Source organism: Dactylosporangium sp. NPDC051087, assembly GCF_055586325.1.
The window spans coordinates 328,786-345,120 of sequence record NZ_JBVJIJ010000003.1; the positions used below are offsets into that span (position 1 = coordinate 328,786).

Below are 16,335 nucleotides of genomic sequence, written 5' to 3' on the forward strand. Positions count from 1 at the left end.
CTTCCTATCCGAGGCGGCGCGCTCGCGGTGAGCTGGCATCAGCAGTGCGTGCCGGCGCGATGAGCTGGCAGCAGCAGATTCCCACCCGAAGCGGCGTGGCCGCGATGAACCTGCACCGGCAGAGGGCGCCGGGTAGGCTTCCGCGACGTGAAAACGGCGGCTCGGACGGCGGCGGCGGCACTGCCGGGCACGCCAGGGGTGTATCGGTTCCGGGACGAGCGCGGCAAGGTGCTGTACATCGGGCGTGCCACGGACCTGCGGAGCAGGGTCGGCTCGTACTGGACGAATCTCAAGGGCCGCCGGCACCTGACCAAGATGGTCGCGCAGATCGTGCAGGTCGAGGCCGTCGCGTGCGACTCGGTACACGAGGCGGCGTGGCTGGAGCGCAACCTGCTGGAGCGCTCGAAGCCACGCTGGAACCGGATCCGCGGCGGCCTGGAGGTGCCGATCTATCTGCGGATCGACACGAAGGGGCCCCGGCTCGTCGTCGACTACGGCCCGTTCGGTCCAGACGACGCGGCAGAGGTGTTCGGCCCGTATCTCGGCGGCACGCAGGCGCGGCTGGCGATCTCCGGGCTCGGCCGGGTGCTCCCGCTCGGCTACACCGGCGCCAGGCTCACCGGGTCGGAGCGGGACATGGCCCGGGTCCGGGGCGTCGACGCGACCCAGCGGGACACGTTCCTCGCCACGACGGTCGCCGTGCTGCGCCGCGAGCCAGCCGCGATCGGCGCCGTCCGGGAGCAGCTGATCCAGCAGCGGGACAAGGCGTCGGCCGGGCTCGCGTTCGAGCTGGCGGCGAAGGTACACGAGGAGCTCGAGGCGATCGACTGGCTCGTGGCGGAGCAGAAGGTCACCGCCCTGACCGGTGGTGACTGCGAGATCTACGGCTGGGCCGACGACCTTCTCGTCCGGTTCGAGGTCCGCGCCGGCCGCCTCGCGTACTGGACGCAGCGGGCGTGCCGGCACGCCAACGCGCAGCGGTACCTGGACCGCACCCCGGACGCCTGGGTCCCGTTCGCGGCCCGCGGCGCAGCCCTCGCCAGCCGCCTGCTCAGCGCGCATCACGCCACCTGAAACACTGGGATGGCACCCACGCGAGGGTTCTACGAAGGATTTCGTAGCGCGTGCCGTGCCTCGACCACGATGGCGGTCAGTTCCCGGGCGCGCGGTCCCGGTGTTCTGATCGCGGTCTTGAGGTAGGTGGGCGCGACGCTGACGGCGAACATGATGGCCTGCACCGCGGTCAGCGTGACGCCGACATACATCGTGCGTTCGAGGGTGGTTTCCACCGTGCCGCCGTCGGCGTCGACGCCCCAGGAGTGCTGGCGCCAATAGCCGTCGTCCGACAGCGCGTAGCCGGTGGCGATGGCCTCGACCGTCCCGTCGGTCCACAGCATCGCCACGTTGGCGTGGCAGGCGTTGTCGTCGCCCAGCGCGACCCGGCCCGCCGTCGGGTGCGGTCCGGCGTCGGCGAGCAGGTCGTCCAGGTACTGCTCCGGATGCAGGGGAGGGACCACCAGGTCGCCGCCGCTCTCCAGGAGCAGCCGGCACCAGCGGCTCCAGCGCTGCGGGTAGTCGTCCGCCACGTCCGTATAGCCGGCGACACGGCTCCGGAACAGCGCGAGCCTGCGGTCGTGGTTTTCGGCGTCATCCGGCACAGGCGGAACGGTATCCGTGCTCCGGCGTTCTTGTCAGGGCGATTCGGGTGGTTCTGTGCGCCGCTGCGGAAATGGCCTTTTCCCGCTTGCCGAAGAATGCCGGACGTTCATTTGCGGATTGGTGTGGCGTCACCTGTTCTTCCGCGGTGCTGTCCGTCAAGAAGAGTGTGCGCCGCATGGCGCGTCCTGCAGAGAGGTTGCGACCTTTGAGTGACGAGGAAATGAGGGCCGGCGGTCATCAGTGCGCGGCCGGGTCGATCAGAAAGGGCAGCGATGCGCGTGACGTTCCTCGGCAAATGCGGGTCGGGTAAGACTTCGCTGGTCAACGCATTGTTCGGGCTCGACTTCAAGACCGGCGGATATGCGGCGACGACGTTGGACCTGCAGCGAGAGATCGTGCGGATCCCGGGGATGCCGGAGCCGGTGGAGGTCGTCGACACCCCCGGTTTCGCCGAGAGCGTCGAGACCGAGCAGCAGTACCGGGAGCTGTATCAGTCCCTGCTGCCGACCGTGGACCACATCGTCTGGGTGACGTCCTGCCACCCGCGGGTGTTCCGCCCCGACCAGGAAGCGCTCGTCGCTCTCGCCGGCGCGATCGGGGCGACCGGCATGACGGTGGTGCTCACCAAGGCCGACACGATCGGGCCGAACGACTGGGACGAGGCCGCCGCGCGGCCCTCGCCCGGCCAGCTCGTGTCCTTGCGGGAGCAGGCCGGCAACGTGTTCGCGAAGTTCGCACCGTACAGCACCGCGCTCAGCATCGAGTCGATCGTCTGGTGCGCGACCCCCACCGGGTGGGGCCTCGATGTCATCACCGAACACATCCGAGCCGCTCTGACGGCGGCACCGGCGAAGGGCTGATCATGGACAAGCGCACGTCCTTCCTCCGAGGCATCTTCGAGCTCACCCAGTCCGGCAAGGCCAGCGACGGCCTGCGGGAGATCCTCGGCAACGAGACGGCTCAGCAGCTGGAGACGCTCGTCTCGCACGAGCGGGCGACCAACCCGCCGAAGGTGGCGGTCATCGGCAAGGCCGGTGTCGGCAAGACCACGACGATCAACAACCTGTTCTCCGCCGACCTGAAGGTCAGCCACGCGTTGCGCGGCACCTCGGAGGCGTACCACAAGGAGTACGGCCTGCGCGGCGGCGGCGTCATGCACGTCATCGACATGCCCGGCCTCGGCGAGGGCATCGCCGAGGACAAGGTCTTCGAGGAGATCTACCGCGAGGAGCTGCCCAAGGTCGACGTGGTCCTGTATGTCATGCAGGCCGACGAGCGGCTCCTCGGCGAGGACCAGCGGATCTTCACCGACGTGGTCCTGCCGGCCATGCGGAAGGGCAACGGCTCCGGCAAGGTCAAGCAGCTCGTGGTCGGTCTCAACAAGGTCGACCTGATGGAGCCCCGGCAGTGGAACACCAAACTCAACCACCCCGAGCCGGAGATGGCCGACACCATCGCGCGCAGGTGCCGGGACATCACCAAGCGCCTCGCCGGTCAGGTCCCGGGGCTCGCCGCGGAGTCGATCAACTTCTACTCGGCCGACCGGCGCTACCGGCTCGACGACCTGATGATCACGCTCATCGGCGCGGCCGGGAAAGCGGCATGGAAACTGCCGAAGGACACCGCCGACCCGTTCGAGCTCGCGGCCCCCGAGGTCCAGGAGTTCGTGCGCAAATGGCGTGCCGAGAATCAGGGAGGGTGAGCACCGTGCAGCTGACCAGCGCGGAGGAACAGCGGATCATCGAGATGCTCCGCAAGGAGGACCGCGACAGGATCGAGATCATTCTGCGGACGGCGTCCGCATTGCTGAGCTGGCTCGCCGACGCGGTCGGTCTGGCGGCCGACATCTATCGCAAGATCCGCAACGTGGCCGGCGAGTTCTGGCAGGCGCTGCGCAGCCTTTTCTACTGAACCGCCACGGCCGAAAGGAAATCCGTCAATGTCAAATCTTTCCGCCGCGGAGGAGCAGCAGATCATCGCGATGCTGCGCTCGATGGGGACGAATCAGCGCCGGACCGTGCTCGCCAGCGTCGACAACTTCCTGTCGTGGCTGCGGGGCGCCGCCCAATATCTGTGGGCGTCGATCCGCAACACGGTCCGCTCGATCTGGGACTCCATCGTCGGCTTCTTCTCCTGAGCAGGGCCTCCGGCGGAACGCTGCCCGCCGGAGGCCCGCACCACCCCGTCGGGCATCGCCCGACGGGGTGTCACCGCTACTGGTCCAGGGCGGGGCAATACTTGACGGCCTCGGCGGTGGCCTTGTCCATCTCGGCCTCCAGGGCCGCGTCGTCGAGGGCCTCAGGGGTGAACTGCTTCGCGAACGTGGTTACATAGGTCTCGAGGGCGGCCTTCGCGGCCGGGTCCGCGGCCTTGGCGAGCTCGGCGTCGGCGGCCTTCTTCACGCGGGCGAGGACCACCTCGCCCTTCGCCTTGGCGTCCGCGCTGGCGGCCTTGTCGCCCTTGAGGTCGGCCGAGACCATGGTGCTGAGGACCGTGATGATCTCCGTCTTCTCGGCCTCGTAGATCGCGACGAGGCCCTTGCAGACCGCCTCGGTGTTGGCCTTGAGGTCGACGGTCGGGCTGGGCGCCGCCGCGCTGGTGGCGGCGGCCGTGGCGCCCTGGCCGGTGCTGGTGTCCTTGTCCTCGGCGCAGCCGGAGGCCAGCCCCACCGTGGTGGTGAGGGCAAGCGCCAGGAGGGTTCGGTGCAAACGCATGTCGTGCTCCCCGTGTTTGATGCGTCAAAGCCCGCCGAGCATAAAGACGACCCCCGACACTTTTCTGCCGCACGCCAAGCAAAATGGTCGATATGTCCACAGTCGAACGTGCATGTTGCGGGATCGAAGCCGAACCGTGATCAGCCCGGCGCGAAGTTGACAATGGACGGGATGTGCGGCAGCGTGACACCAGCCCACGCGCACGGCGTGGACGTGTTCGCCGAGGGAATGAAGCCTGTGATCCGGGTTGGCCGAGCGGCCGCCTGAGCGACGGTCAAGCGCCAAGCGCTGACCTCGTCACCGTTGGGCGGCCATGAGCGTCCATCGTTGGTCTTCCCACGTCTCGAGGTATTCGCAGTGACCATGGATGCCCGCATCCAGCAGTCCGTCGTCGTCAACCTGTCCAACCGGCCCGCACCCGTGCACACCGGCCCGTTCGTGATCGGCATCGACCCGGCGACGCAAAGTCCCCACATCAACTACGCCACCCCGCGCCCCGGCGCGGCCATCACCGCCGCCGACGTCGACGAGCTGGTGCGGGCGTTCCGCGCCGCCGGCCGCACGCCCCGCCTGGAATACGTCGCCGGCTGCGCCCCGCAGCTCGAGTCGCTGCTGAGCGCCGCCGGGTTCACGGTGGAGGCCCGGCACACCTATCTGTGCTGCGGACCCGAGACGCTGGAGATCCCGGCGACTCCCGACCGGTACACCCTGCGGACACCGGACGACGACGAGCTGCGGGCGGCGCTGATCAGCGCGCAGAACGACGCGTTCGGCGGGGAGCCGGTCGCCGCCCCGGCCGACGTGGCACGCATGCGCCGGTCGCAAGAAGCCGGCGGGTTCGCCGTCATGGCAATAGCCGAGACGTCCGTGGGCGCCGGTGGTGACACGTGCGTCGGCGGCGGCGGGGCCGTCCCACCGGCCGACGCGGTGAGCGAGGTCGCCGGGATCGCCGTGCGCGCCCCGCACCGCCGCATCGGCCTCGCGGGCGCCATCACCGCCGACCTGACCCGGCGGTTGTTCGCCGCCGGGGCGGAGGTCGCCTGGCTCGAGGCGTCCGGTGAGGACTCCTGGCGGGTCTACACGCGCGTCGGCTACCGGCCCGCCGGCCAGCGGCTGTACATGTCGATGGGCGGAAAGACACGCTGAGACAAGAGGATCCACCGGCCGGGTGAAGTGTGACCCGGCCGGTGGATCGTCACCGCCGCGCCGCGCACATAAGCTGGCGTCCGTGCGGACCGACGAGTTCGAGCTCACGTGGCCGGACGACGGCCACCACCGCCGGCGCCACCGGGCCGCAGCCGCGCCGGCCCGCCGCGGCAGGGCGCTGTGGGTGGTGCTGCTCGTGCTCGTGGTGCTGGGCGCCGGGGCGTATCTCGGCGCCGACAGGATCCGCGGGCTCGTCCCGCCGGCCGACTACGGGTCCGCGGGCACCGGCGAGGTCATCGTCGAGGTCAAGGACGGCGACACGGCGGGCGCCATCGCGCGGACCCTGCTCGCGAAGGGCGTGGTGAAGAGCGCCGAGGCGTTCGTCGAGGCCGCCGCCGCCGACCCGCGCAGCGCGAAGATCCAGCCCGGCACGTATCGGCTGCGCCACCAGATGCGTGCGAAGGACGCCCTCGCGATGCTGCTCGATCTGGGCAACAAGGTCGTCAGCCGCACCACGCTGCGCGAGGGGCTGTCCTACCTGGCGACGTTCAGGGAGCTGGCGAAGCAGACGGGCATCCCGTTGGCGGACTTCGAGGCGGCGGCGAAGGATCCCGTGGCGCTCGGCGTCCCCGAGCTCTGGTTCGACCGCCGTGACGGCAAGCCCTCGAAACGGTCGGTCGAGGGGTTCCTGTTCCCGCTGAGCTACGAGTTCCCGCCCGGCGCGACCGCAGAGGCGATCCTCAAGGAGATGATCGGGCAGTTCCTCCGCGCCGCCGGCGAGCTCGGTTTCGTCGACCATGTCCGGTCGGCGTTGTCGGTCAGCCCGTACGAGGCGCTGATCGTCGCCTCACTGGCGCAGGCGGAGGCGGGCATCGAGGAGGACCTGCCGAAGATCGCCCGGGTCGCGTACAACCGTGCGTACAAGGCGAAGATGCCGCTGCAGTTCGACGTCACCGCCAACTACTGGCTGGAGATCAACGGCAAGGAGCCGAAGCACTCCGGCCAGCTGTCGGACGCGGAGCTCGACGACCCGAAGAACCCGTACAACACGGTGAGCAAGGTCGGTCTGCCGCTCGGGCCGATCAACAGCCCGGGTGAGCACGCGCTGCGCGGGGCGATGAACCCGACGCCGGGCGAGGACTGGCTGTTCTTCGTGGCGATCGACGCGTCGGGCCGGTCCGCGTTCGCCGACACCGTCGCCGAGCACGACAGGAACATCGCGCAGGCCTGCCGCAACGGCGTCCCGCTCTGCTGACGCTGAAGGCCCGGCCGAGGCGGCCGGGCCTTCAGTCAGTCGCTCAGACGAGGTCGAAGCGGTCCAGATCCATGACCTTCGTCCACGCCGCGACGAAGTCGGCCACGAACTTGTCGCGGGCGTCCTCGCTGGCGTACACCTCGGCCAGGGCCCGCAACTGCGAGTTCGAGCCGAAGATGAGGTCGGCCGCGGTCGCGGTCCACTTCACGTCGCCGGAGGCGAGGTCGCGGATCTCGTACAGGTGCTCGGACGACGACGCCTTCCACTGCGTCCCGGGGGACAGCAGGTTGGCGAAGAAGTCGTTGGTGAGCACGCCGGGCCGGTCGGTCAGCACGCCGTGCGAGCCGCCGCCGACGTTGTTGCCGAGGGCCCGCAGACCACCGACGAGGACGGTCATCTCGGGCGCGGTCAGGTTCAGCATGTACGCGCGGTCGATGAGCAGGATCTCCGGCTGGGTCTTCTCGCCCGCGCGCAGGTAGTTGCGGAACCCGTCGGCGCGCGGCTCCAGGACCCGGAACGACTCGATGTCCGTGTCCTCCTGCGAGGCGTCGGTGCGGCCCGCGTGGAACGGCACGGTCACCTCGACGCCCGCGTCACGGGCCGCCTTCTCCACGGCCGCCGAGCCGGCGAGCACGATGAGGTCGGCGAGGGAGATCTGCGCGCCACCGGCGGCGTTGAACTCCCGCTGGATGCTCTCCAGCGCGGTCAGGACCGTCGCGAGCTGCTCCGGCTGGTTGACCTCCCAGCTGCGCTGCGGCTCGAGGCGGATGCGGGCGCCGTTGGCGCCGCCGCGCTTGTCGGTGGAGCGGAAGCTCGCGGCCGACGCCCACGCGGTCGAGACCAGCTGGGCGACGCTCAGCCCGGACTCCAGCACCTTCGCCTTGAGCGCGGCGACGTCGGCGTCGCCCACGAGGGCGCCCTCGGCGGCCGGCACCGGGTCCTGCCACAGCTGCGGCTCGGCGACCCAGGGGCCCAGGAAGCGGGAGACCGGACCCATGTCGCGGTGCAGCAGCTTGTACCACGCCTTGGCGAACGCGAGCGCGAACTCGTCGGGGTTCTCCAGGAAGCGGCGGGAGATCTTCTCGTACGCCGGGTCCACCCGCAGCGAGAGGTCGGTGGTGAGCATCGTCGGCTTGTGCTTCTTCGCCGGGTCGTGCGCGTCGGGGATGATCGCCTCGGCGTCCTTGGCGACCCACTGCTTGGCGCCGGCGGGGCTCGTGGTGAGCTCCCACTCGTAGCCGAACAGGATCTCGAAGAAACGGTTGCTCCACTCGGTCGGCTTGTCGGTCCAGGTCACCTCGAGACCGCTGGTGATCGTGTCGCCGGCCTTGCCGCTGCCATGGGTGCTGAGCCAGCCGAAGCCCTGCGACTCCAGCGGCGCGCCCTCGGGCTCCGGGCCCACGTTGTCGTCGGCGTTGCCGGCGCCGTGCGCCTTGCCGAAGGTGTGGCCGCCGGCGATGAGGGCGACGGTCTCCTCGTCGTTCATCGCCATGCGGGCGAACGTCTCGCGGATGAAGTACGCCGCGCTCAGCGGGTCGGCGTTGCCGCGGGGACCCTGCGGGTTGACGTAGATGAGGCCCATCTCGGCCGCGCCGACGTCGGACGCCATCTCGGCCTCGCCGGTGTAGCGCTCGTCGCCGAGCCAGGTGTCCTCCGGGCCCCAGAAGATCTCCTCGGGCTCCCAGACGTCCGCGCGGCCGAAGCCGAAGCCGAAGGTCTTGAAGCCCATCGACTCCAGTGCCACGTTGCCGGCCAGGACGAGCAGGTCGGCCCACGAGATCTTCTGGCCGTACTTGGCCTTCACCGGCCACAGCAGCCGGCGGGCCTTGTCGAGGTTGGCGTTGTCGGGCCAGCTGTTGAGCGGGGCGAACCGCTGCCCGCCGTCGCCGGCGCCGCCGCGGCCGTCGTGGATGCGGTATGTGCCGGCGGCGTGCCAGCTCATCCGGATCATCAGACCGCCGTAGTGCCCGAAGTCGGCCGGCCACCAGTCCTGCGACGTGGTGAGGACCGCGGTGATGTCCCGCTTGAGGGCCTCGACGTCGAGCTTGGCGAACTCCTGGGCGTAGCTGAAGTCCGCGCCCAGCGGGTTGCCCTTGGACGAGTGGGCGTGCAGCACCGACAGATCGAGCTGGTTGGGCCACCAGTCGCGGTTGGTGCGCGGCCGGCCGCCGGTCTTCGGGGTCGGCGAGTCGATCGCCGGGTTCTCGCTCTCGCTGCCGTGCGCGACCGGGCAGCCGCCCGTCGTGTCCTGGGTGTCGCTCATCTACTTCCTTCCGACTTTCATCCGAACGGACCGGGTGTGCTTGGAGTTACGCAGTCGGGGCAGGTGCCCCAATACACGACTTCCGCCTCGTCGACCACGTAGTCGTGGTCGTCCGAGGCGGCAAGGCAGGGAGCATGGCCGACGGCGCAGTCGACGTCGGCGATCGCGCCGCAGGAACGGCACACGACGTGATGGTGGTTGTCCGCGACCCGTGACTCGTAGCGGGCGGTGGTGCCCGCCGGCTGGATGCGGCGCACCAGACCGGCGTCGGTGAGCACTCGCAGAACATCGTAGACCGCCTGGTGGGAGACCATGGGATGAACTGCGCGCACCAGTGAGATGACCGTGTCCGTGTCGACGTGCCGGTGCTCGCGCAGCACGCCGAGCACGGCCAGCCGCGGCCGGGTCACCCGCAACGAGGCCGCCCGCAACTGCGCCTCGAAGTCGAACGTCACACGATCAACGTATAGCACCAGTCTGGAACAGTTCAAGTTTTCACGCGGCGTGTTCTTCGTTCCGCCGCAATCCGTTCAGAACCGGATGAGGACCTTCAGCGCGGCCCGGTCGGCCATGGCCCGGTAGCCGTCGGGGACCTCGTCGAGCGCGACGGTGCGGTCGAAGACCTTGCCGGGCTCCACCCGGCCCTCGAGCACGTCCGGCAGGAGCTCCTCGATGTACGCGCGGGCCGGCGCGACCCCGCCGGTGAGGGCGATGTTTCGGAAGAACACCCCGAAGTCGGCCGGCACCTCCGGGTACTGCGGGACGCCGACCCGGCTGATCGTCCCGCCGTCACGGACCACGGCGTACGCGGTCTCGATGGCCGGCCGCAGCCCCACGCACTCCAGCACGGTGTGGGTGCCGTCGCCGCCGGTCAGCTCCCGCACCCGCGCGGCGGCCGCCTCGCCGCGCTCCGCGACCACGTCGGTGGCGCCGAACTCCCGGCCGAGGTCGGTGCGGTCCTTGTGCCGGCCCATGAGGATGATGCGTGGCGCGCCGAGGCGTTTCGCGGCCAGTACCGCCGACAACCCGACCGCACCGTCGCCGATGACGGTGACCGTGGTGCGCGGCCCGACCCCGGCCGTGACGGCGCTGTGGTGCCCGGTGGGGAACACGTCGGACAGGGCCAGCAGCGACGGCAGCAGCGCCGAATCCTCGGCGACCGGCAGCTTGACCAGGGTGCCCTGCGCCTGCGGTACCCGCACCGCCTCACCCTGCCCGCCGTCGACGCCGTCCTGCGCCCACATCCCGCCGTGCCGGCACGACGTCTGCAGCCCCTCGCGGCAGAAGTCACAGGTGTTGTCCGCCCACACGAACGGCGCCACGACCAGGTCCCCGCGCCGCAGCCCGCCCACCTCGCCGCCGAGGTCCTCCACGACGCCGAGGAACTCGTGGCCGATCCGGTCGCCGTGCCCGGTCGCCGGGCGGGACCCGTACGGCCAGAGGTCACTGCCGCAGATGCACGAACGCACCACCCGGACCAGCGCGTCGGTCGGCTCCCGCAGGACCGGGTCCGGCACCTGCTCCACCCTGACGTCCCCGGCCCCGTAGATCAGCGTCGCACGCATGGCCCACCCCTGCCCCGCGACCGGCCCCGGTCACCTCCCGGCGGGCGATTCCGAGGACTACACCGCGGGCGCCCCGACGGGGTCGAGCGCGGCGGCCACGGCGGTGGCCTGCATGGCGCGGACCCAGGACTCGGCGGTGGCGGGGTCCAGGTGGTGGGTGTCGAAGACGATGCGGACGACGATCGCGTCCGGGGCGTCCTCGACGTTGACCATCAGCGGCTCGTGCGGGTCGTCGCGGGCCACCGGCCATTCGAGGCGGGTGGCGGCCAGCGCGGCCGGCATGGAGTCCAGGTCCGCCGGGGTGCCGGGGTCGGCGCGGTCGGTGGTGCGCCGGTCGTTGAAGAGGACCGACAGGTCGATGGTGGTGCCGCGTTCGTGCTCGACGTCGGCGACGGTGGCGGCGAGCTGCAGCGGGTCGAAGCTGGCGTACTTGTACGTCGACAGGACCGCCCGGCGGACCTGGTCGAGCAGCGCCGGGAACGGCGCGTCGGGGACGACGAGGAGGCCGGCCTGGTTGACGGGGCAGACCACGTCGGCGAGGCCGGGCCAGAAGCGGTTGCCGACGATCGGGCGGATGACGACGGGGTCGACGCCGGTGACGCGGGCGGTCGCGGCGGCGAACACGGTCAGCAGCGCGGTCGCCGAGTCGACCTCGTGGCGGGCCATGAGGGCGCGCAGCGCGAGGTGCATGGCGGGTGAGTGCAGCAGGCCTTCGCGGTAGCGCGGCGAGCACCTGTCGGCGGATTCCGGCACGGTACGGGCGGGGACGGTGCGCAGCGTGCGCCGCCAGAAGCGCAGGGCGGCCTCGTTCTGCCGGCGGCCCGCGGGGGAGCGCTGCCGGCGGACCTGGTCGAGGGGCTGCAGGCCGGCCACGGGTGCCGGCTCCCGCCGGGTCACCTCGTCCATCATGATGGCGCCGCCGAGCGCGTCGGTGACCAGGTGCGTGACGACGGAGACCTGGTGGGTGAGCGCGCCGCGGTGCCGGACGACGCCGACGCGCAGCGGCCAGTCCTTCTCGTAGTCGTAGTCCCAGGTGCGGAACCAGTCGTAGACGGCGCCGGCGAACGCGGCCGGGTCGGCGCCGGCGGGCGCGTCGAGGACCTCGAGGGTGAACGTGCCGGACGCCGACACCTCCTGCCGCACCCGGTCGCCGGGACCGAGCAGCAGTTTGGTGCGCATCGTCTGGTACCGGCCGATCGTGTACCGCAGGTCGTCCACGACGTCGGCGACGGTGGTGCCGGGCTTGAGGGTGCTCGGCCCGCCGATCGGGATCCAGCTGCGCTGGCGGAGCATCGCGAGCCAGATCTCCTGCTGTCCCCACGCGAGGTCGTCGACGCCGGAGCCCTCGCCGGAGAACTCGAAGGTGACCAGGTCCGAGACGGAAAATGTCGGTTCACGACTCGGCATGACCGGCCTGACCCTTCACGAGAAACATTGACGTCCGACGCTAGCACCGTTCGCCGTCGATGTGACCGATACAAATACCGATACATCCGCGACGGGAGGGCCGTGTGGCGGCGCCCGTATCGACGGTTCACCTCGCGGTACGAGCGGCGCCGCTGAACTAATCGATGCACATCCACATCCTGGAGGCATCGTATGCACGTGGGAACCGGAAGACGGCGAGCGCTCGTCGCGGTGGGCGGCCTGCTGGTCGCCGCGCTGGGAGTGCTGCCCGCCGAGGTCGCGCAGGCGGCACCCGGCAGCTTCGCCCCCGCCGCGACGTACAACGGCGGCGGCACCCGCTATCAGGGCACCGAGGTCACCTCGCCCGAGGGCGCCTACCGGGTGGCGACGAACCTGTGGAACCCGGCGGTCAGCGGCGGGTTCACGATGAACTACGACACGGCGACGTCGGGGTTCTCCGTCACCAACTACACCGCCAACTCGTATTTCGGCACCGAACCGAACACGGGACCGGCGTGCACCAACGGCACCGACCCGCTCGACCCGAACTGTGACTGGGCCGGGACCGGCGACCCGTGGGTCAACCCGAACTCGGGCCAGCGCGACCAGTACGCGACGACCGGCGGGACCGCGGCGTTCGTGGCGCAGCAGCCGCCGGCGGACGGGGTCAACCACACGACCGGCACCGCCAACGAGTTCAGCCACCAGATCCACGCGCCGGCCGCGTATCCGAGCATCATCGCCGGCTGCCACTGGGGCGCGTGCTCGCCGGCCGGCACGACCCCGGCCGGGGCACCGTTCCCGAAGCAGACCGCGGGCGTCGCCCGGCTCGACTCGGTCTGGAACATCACGGTCCCGCAGACGACCGGCGCGAACGAGGCGTGGGACGCGTCCTACGACATCTGGTTCGACTCCAACTGCCGGCCGCAGCCGAGCACCTGCGCGACCCAGGGCAGCACCCTGCCGACGAACCCGGCCCTGCTCAACAACCCCGGCCAGAACGACGGCGCCGAGATCATGATCTGGGTGAACAACCAGGGCTACGTCAACGCGCTGCCCGGCGACGCGCAGAACCCGGCGGCCTACGCGGCCCACGCCGGGAAGATCCAGCCGGCCGGGATCCCGCTGCTGGTCAACGTGAAGATCCCCGGCATCCGTACGACCGTGAACGGCGCCGCGGCCGACACCACCTTCGACGTGTGGGGCGGCCGGGTCCGCAGCTTCGACAACGGCGTGCGGTGGAACGTCATCTCGTTCGTCGCCCGCACGAAAGGCACCGGCCTCGTCGGCGACCCGGCGGTCCCCGGCACCGTGCCGGCCAACGGCGGCTTCGACAGCCACATCTTCACCAAATACGCCGCCGGCCTCGACGACATGGGCATCTACTGCGCCACCGACCCCGGCTCGCCGATCACCCCCGAGTCGACCATCTGCCTGGAGACCAAGTGGTGGGTGACGTCGGTGCAGGCGGGCTTCGAGATCTGGAACCTGCCGGCGGCGTCGACGATCGCCACGAACAAGTTCAGCGTCAACCCGGTCGCGGTCAGCGGCGGCATCAACACCGGCGGGCGGGCCCTGCCGGACGGCACGCCGCTCGTGCACTGGGACGACACGTTCACCATCAACGCGACCGGCTGCACGCCCGCGTCCAGCGCGACCTGGACGATCGTCGGGCGCAACTACAACACGACGCCACCCACCGAGGGCTACCGGCTCATGGGCAACCTGACCCCCGCCGGCTCCGGCAACTACCAGGCGACCGGCGTCGGCCCGCTGCGCAACCCGGCCGCCGGGTACGTGCTGCACGACGAGGCCCAGGTCATCATCACGATCGTGTGCAACGGCGTCACGTTCACCAGCACCGGCAACCTCTTCATCGACCCGAGCGGCCGCGTGTTCAACACGGCCGGAGCACCCGTCAGCGGGGCCACGGTGACGCTGTACCGCTCGGCGACACAGACCGGCACCTACACCGCGGTCCCCAACGGCAGCACGACGATCATGTCACCGCGCAACCGGGCGAACCCGTCGCTGACCAACGCCTACGGCTTCTACCGGTGGGACGTGTCGCCCGGCTGGTACAAGGTGCGGGTGACGAAGGCCGGCTGCACACTGCCGGGCAGCTCGCAGACGTTCGTCGAGTCGGCCGTCAAGGAGGTCTCGGCGAACCTGCCACCGGTGACGAACCTGGACCTGACGATGTTCTGCGGTGAGCAGTCCACCCTGCCGACCACCGTCGTCGTCCGCGCCCCCGGCGTACGCCCGATCAGCCAGGGCGGCTACTGCGCCGACGTGTACGTCACCAACAACACCGCGACCGCGAAGGAGTGGAACACCAGCTTCGCGATCCCGGCCGGCCAGCACATCAGCCAGACCTGGAACATGGTCCTGACCCAGCAGGGGGCGACCGCCTCCAACGTCCACGCCGACCCGGCCAACCCCTGGAACAAGATCCTCCAACCCGGCCAGACGACCAGCGACGTCGGATTCTGCACCGGCCCGTAACCCTCCCGCGCGGAGCCGGTGCCCCCGAGCACCGGCTCCGCCATGGCATTGCCGGCATGGACCTCGGCGCGACACCCGCCGACGTAGGCCTGGGACGCGCTGGCAAGCCCGCACGCGGGGCGGCAGGCCTACGGCTTCGCGACCGGCGGCTCGGCCTGGGTGTCGAGCCGTGGTGGTGGGCCGGCGCTGCGCACTGACGACCTGGCGGCCTGGAACAGCTCCCAGGTCTCCGTCGACTCGAGGTAGACCGACCGGCCCGGTGCCGAGACCGCGTTGCCGAGTGGCTCGACCAGGCTCTGCTTCAGCGCCAGCGGGCCGCCGAGCAGTGTCGGCCATCGCATCGACGCGGCGCACCGGTTCAGGTACGCCTCGGTCTGCGGGCTGAGGGCGGTGGGTGTGCTCAACAGGAGCGGCCCGCCGAACGAGCCTGCCATCGCCCCGCCGGTCAGCGCGTCGTACCAGGTGGTGGCGGTGGCGACGGCCGCGACGTGCGGGCTGGTGAAGAAGAACTCGGCCACCGCGACCGCGGTCTCGAACTCGGTCGCGCCCGAGACGGCCGAATACGGCCGCGACCGCCACGACGGCAGCTGTCCGCGGGCGTAGGCGTTCTCGATGGCGCGGCAGCCTGGCCCGCCCACGCCGACGACCGCCTGCCGGGTGGGGTCGATCCCGTTGAGGTAGGCGGCGGTCGACGCGGGCATGGTGTCGCCGGCGCTGAGCACGATGACGGTGTCCCGGCTCGCCCCGGCGGCCGCACCCGCGGCGAGCGCGTCGTAGTACTTCAGGGCGGTGGTGACGATGACGGTGTCCGGGTTCGGGGTCATCTCGCGGGCGATCGCGATGGCCGTCTCGTACTCGTCGCGCCCCGCGAGCCGTACCGTGGCATAACCGGCGGACGTCAGCTGCTGCTCGACCTTCGCCGACAGCGCGACCGGGCCGCCGAGCAGGTAGACGGTGCCCGATCCGCCGAGGACGCGGTCGATCTCCGCCTTCGCCTGCGGGTCGAGGGACTTCGTGGGCGTGATGAGCAGCGGCCCTTCCTTCTGTACGGCGAGGGCCGACCCGCCGAGCGCGTCGAGGTAGGTGTCGTCGCGGGACAGGACGACGGCCTTCGCGGTCCAGCGGGGGTCGATCGGGCCGGCGCTGCGGGTCGCGTAGGTGTACCTGGACGTCGCCACGGCGGTGCCGAGCGCGGTCGCACCCCAGACGCGGGTCACGTAGTTGGTGAGGACCGGCTGCCACGTGGGCATGCTCGCGTTCTGGGTGCCGGGGACGTCCGTGATCTGCCCGGTGGCGGTGTCGATGCGCTTGATCCCGGTCGTGGAGCTGAACAGCACGAGGTCCCCGCGGGGCGAGAACACCGGTGCGCGGTTGCCGGTGCCGGTGGTGGTGAGCTGCCGCTGGTTCGTGCCGTCGGCGGAGGCCAGCCAGATGTGCCAGGAGTTCTTGTCGGCGTCGTACCGGGTGAAGACGAGCTTCGTCGAGTCGGGTGAGAAGTCCGGCTCGAAACCACCGGTGACGATCTTCGTGACGGAGCTCTGGCCGTCGACCCGGTAGATGTCGGACAGCCATTCGTTGACCCCGCTGGCGAAGACGATCACGTCGTCCACCGACACTGCCGGGGTCCGGTCGATCGGGCCGTCCATCGACCGGTCGTCCCTCCCCTGACCTCGGCGCAGGCCGAATGGAGCTTAGGGGCGGGGCGCTGGTCCCGCTATGGGCCGGACGGTTCCGGGGGGGGGGGGGGGGGGGGGGGGGGGGGGGGGGGGGGGGGGGGGGGGGGGGGGGGGGGGGGGGTGGGTGGGGGACACGGTGGGGATG

Annotated in this window: 15 protein-coding genes; 8 read left to right on the plus strand and 7 right to left on the minus strand. The window is 70.7% G+C overall.

Annotated elements, in window-relative coordinates; genetic code table 11:
* Positions 1 to 147 precede the first annotated feature (147 nt).
* Complete coding sequence (locus ACZ6TV_RS08090) at positions 148 to 1,074, plus strand: GIY-YIG nuclease family protein (protein ID WP_465296445.1); 927 nt, start codon at positions 148 to 150, stop codon at positions 1,072 to 1,074.
* 29 nt (positions 1,075 to 1,103) lie between these two features.
* Here the strand turns inward: ACZ6TV_RS08090 and ACZ6TV_RS08095 are convergent, their stop codons facing one another.
* Entirely contained in the window at positions 1,104 to 1,658 is a 555-nt protein-coding gene (locus tag ACZ6TV_RS08095; protein ID WP_465296446.1) for a hypothetical protein, read from the minus strand.
* A gap of 273 nt (positions 1,659 to 1,931) precedes the next feature.
* Between ACZ6TV_RS08095 and ACZ6TV_RS08100 the strand changes: the two genes are divergently transcribed.
* The 4 genes from ACZ6TV_RS08100 to ACZ6TV_RS08115 are packed head-to-tail and all read left to right on the plus strand — an operon-like array spanning position 1,932 to position 3,796.
* The gene (locus ACZ6TV_RS08100; protein WP_465296447.1) at positions 1,932 to 2,519 is read left to right on the plus strand and encodes a GTPase; all 588 of its coding nucleotides are present in this window, start codon (positions 1,932 to 1,934) and stop codon (positions 2,517 to 2,519) included.
* A 2-nt stretch (positions 2,520 to 2,521) separates the two neighbouring features.
* A complete protein-coding gene (locus tag ACZ6TV_RS08105) occupies positions 2,522 to 3,361 on the plus strand; it encodes a GTPase family protein (RefSeq protein ID WP_465296448.1) in 840 nt (279 codons plus the stop codon).
* Positions 3,358 to 3,570, plus strand: a complete 213-nt coding sequence (locus ACZ6TV_RS08110) for a hypothetical protein (protein ID WP_465296449.1) — start codon at positions 3,358 to 3,360, stop codon at positions 3,568 to 3,570. Before ACZ6TV_RS08105 ends, ACZ6TV_RS08110 begins: the two co-directional genes overlap by 4 nt.
* Positions 3,571 to 3,598: 28 nt before the next feature.
* Complete coding sequence (locus ACZ6TV_RS08115; protein WP_465296450.1) at positions 3,599 to 3,796, plus strand: hypothetical protein; 198 nt, start codon at positions 3,599 to 3,601, stop codon at positions 3,794 to 3,796.
* 76 nt (positions 3,797 to 3,872) lie between these two features.
* On the opposite strand, the gene ACZ6TV_RS08120 is transcribed toward ACZ6TV_RS08115, so the two are convergent.
* Complete coding sequence (locus tag ACZ6TV_RS08120) at positions 3,873 to 4,373, minus strand: hypothetical protein (protein WP_465296451.1); 501 nt, start codon at positions 4,371 to 4,373, stop codon at positions 3,873 to 3,875.
* A 363-nt stretch (positions 4,374 to 4,736) separates the two neighbouring features.
* On the opposite strand from ACZ6TV_RS08120, the gene ACZ6TV_RS08125 reads away from it, so the two are divergent.
* Both ACZ6TV_RS08125 and mltG read left to right on the plus strand, forming a co-directional pair.
* Complete coding sequence (locus tag ACZ6TV_RS08125) at positions 4,737 to 5,519, plus strand: GNAT family N-acetyltransferase (RefSeq protein ID WP_465296592.1); 783 nt, start codon at positions 4,737 to 4,739, stop codon at positions 5,517 to 5,519.
* 82 nt (positions 5,520 to 5,601) lie between these two features.
* Positions 5,602 to 6,774 (plus strand): endolytic transglycosylase MltG, encoded by a 1,173-nt coding sequence (gene mltG / locus ACZ6TV_RS08130; RefSeq protein WP_465296452.1) that lies wholly within the window; start codon positions 5,602 to 5,604, stop codon positions 6,772 to 6,774.
* Positions 6,775 to 6,817: 43 nt separating this feature from the next.
* Here the strand turns inward: mltG and katG are convergent, their stop codons facing one another.
* The 4 genes from katG to ACZ6TV_RS08150 form a co-directional block, all read right to left on the minus strand.
* Entirely contained in the window at positions 6,818 to 9,037 is a 2,220-nt protein-coding gene (gene katG / locus ACZ6TV_RS08135) for a catalase/peroxidase HPI (RefSeq protein WP_465296453.1), read from the minus strand.
* Between the two features lie 17 nt (positions 9,038 to 9,054).
* Positions 9,055 to 9,492: a Fur family transcriptional regulator gene (locus ACZ6TV_RS08140; protein ID WP_465296454.1), complete on the minus strand. Its 438-nt coding sequence runs from the start codon at positions 9,490 to 9,492 to the stop codon at positions 9,055 to 9,057.
* Positions 9,493 to 9,567: 75 nt separating this feature from the next.
* Complete coding sequence (locus ACZ6TV_RS08145) at positions 9,568 to 10,602, minus strand: zinc-binding dehydrogenase (protein ID WP_465296455.1); 1,035 nt, start codon at positions 10,600 to 10,602, stop codon at positions 9,568 to 9,570.
* Positions 10,603 to 10,659: 57 nt separating this feature from the next.
* Complete coding sequence (locus ACZ6TV_RS08150) at positions 10,660 to 12,009, minus strand: condensation domain-containing protein (protein ID WP_465296456.1); 1,350 nt, start codon at positions 12,007 to 12,009, stop codon at positions 10,660 to 10,662.
* Positions 12,010 to 12,207: 198 nt separating this feature from the next.
* On the opposite strand from ACZ6TV_RS08150, the gene ACZ6TV_RS08155 reads away from it, so the two are divergent.
* Positions 12,208 to 14,514: a cellulose binding domain-containing protein gene (locus tag ACZ6TV_RS08155; protein WP_465296457.1), complete on the plus strand. Its 2,307-nt coding sequence runs from the start codon at positions 12,208 to 12,210 to the stop codon at positions 14,512 to 14,514.
* A gap of 128 nt (positions 14,515 to 14,642) precedes the next feature.
* Here the strand turns inward: ACZ6TV_RS08155 and ACZ6TV_RS08160 are convergent, their stop codons facing one another.
* Positions 14,643 to 16,160, minus strand: a complete 1,518-nt coding sequence (locus tag ACZ6TV_RS08160; protein ID WP_465296458.1) for a cell wall-binding repeat-containing protein — start codon at positions 16,158 to 16,160, stop codon at positions 14,643 to 14,645.
* Positions 16,161 to 16,335 lie beyond the last annotated feature (175 nt).

Bases quoted from the DNA above. Each gene is read 5' to 3' on its own strand.
- ACZ6TV_RS08100 (WP_465296447.1), top strand. From the start codon at position 1,932: ATGCGCGTGACGTTCCTCGGCAAATGCGGGTCGGGTAAGACTTCGCTG.
- ACZ6TV_RS08105 (WP_465296448.1), top strand. From the start codon at position 2,522: ATGGACAAGCGCACGTCCTTCCTCCGAGGCATCTTCGAGCTCACCCAG.
- ACZ6TV_RS08115 (WP_465296450.1), top strand. From the start codon at position 3,599: ATGTCAAATCTTTCCGCCGCGGAGGAGCAGCAGATCATCGCGATGCTG.
- ACZ6TV_RS08120 (WP_465296451.1), bottom strand. From the start codon at position 4,373: ATGCGTTTGCACCGAACCCTCCTGGCGCTTGCCCTCACCACCACGGTG.
- ACZ6TV_RS08125 (WP_465296592.1), top strand. From the start codon at position 4,737: ATGGATGCCCGCATCCAGCAGTCCGTCGTCGTCAACCTGTCCAACCGG.
- katG (WP_465296453.1), bottom strand. From the start codon at position 9,037: ATGAGCGACACCCAGGACACGACGGGCGGCTGCCCGGTCGCGCACGGC.
- ACZ6TV_RS08145 (WP_465296455.1), bottom strand. From the start codon at position 10,602: ATGCGTGCGACGCTGATCTACGGGGCCGGGGACGTCAGGGTGGAGCAG.
- ACZ6TV_RS08150 (WP_465296456.1), bottom strand. From the start codon at position 12,009: ATGCCGAGTCGTGAACCGACATTTTCCGTCTCGGACCTGGTCACCTTC.
- ACZ6TV_RS08160 (WP_465296458.1), bottom strand. From the start codon at position 16,160: ATGGACGGCCCGATCGACCGGACCCCGGCAGTGTCGGTGGACGACGTG.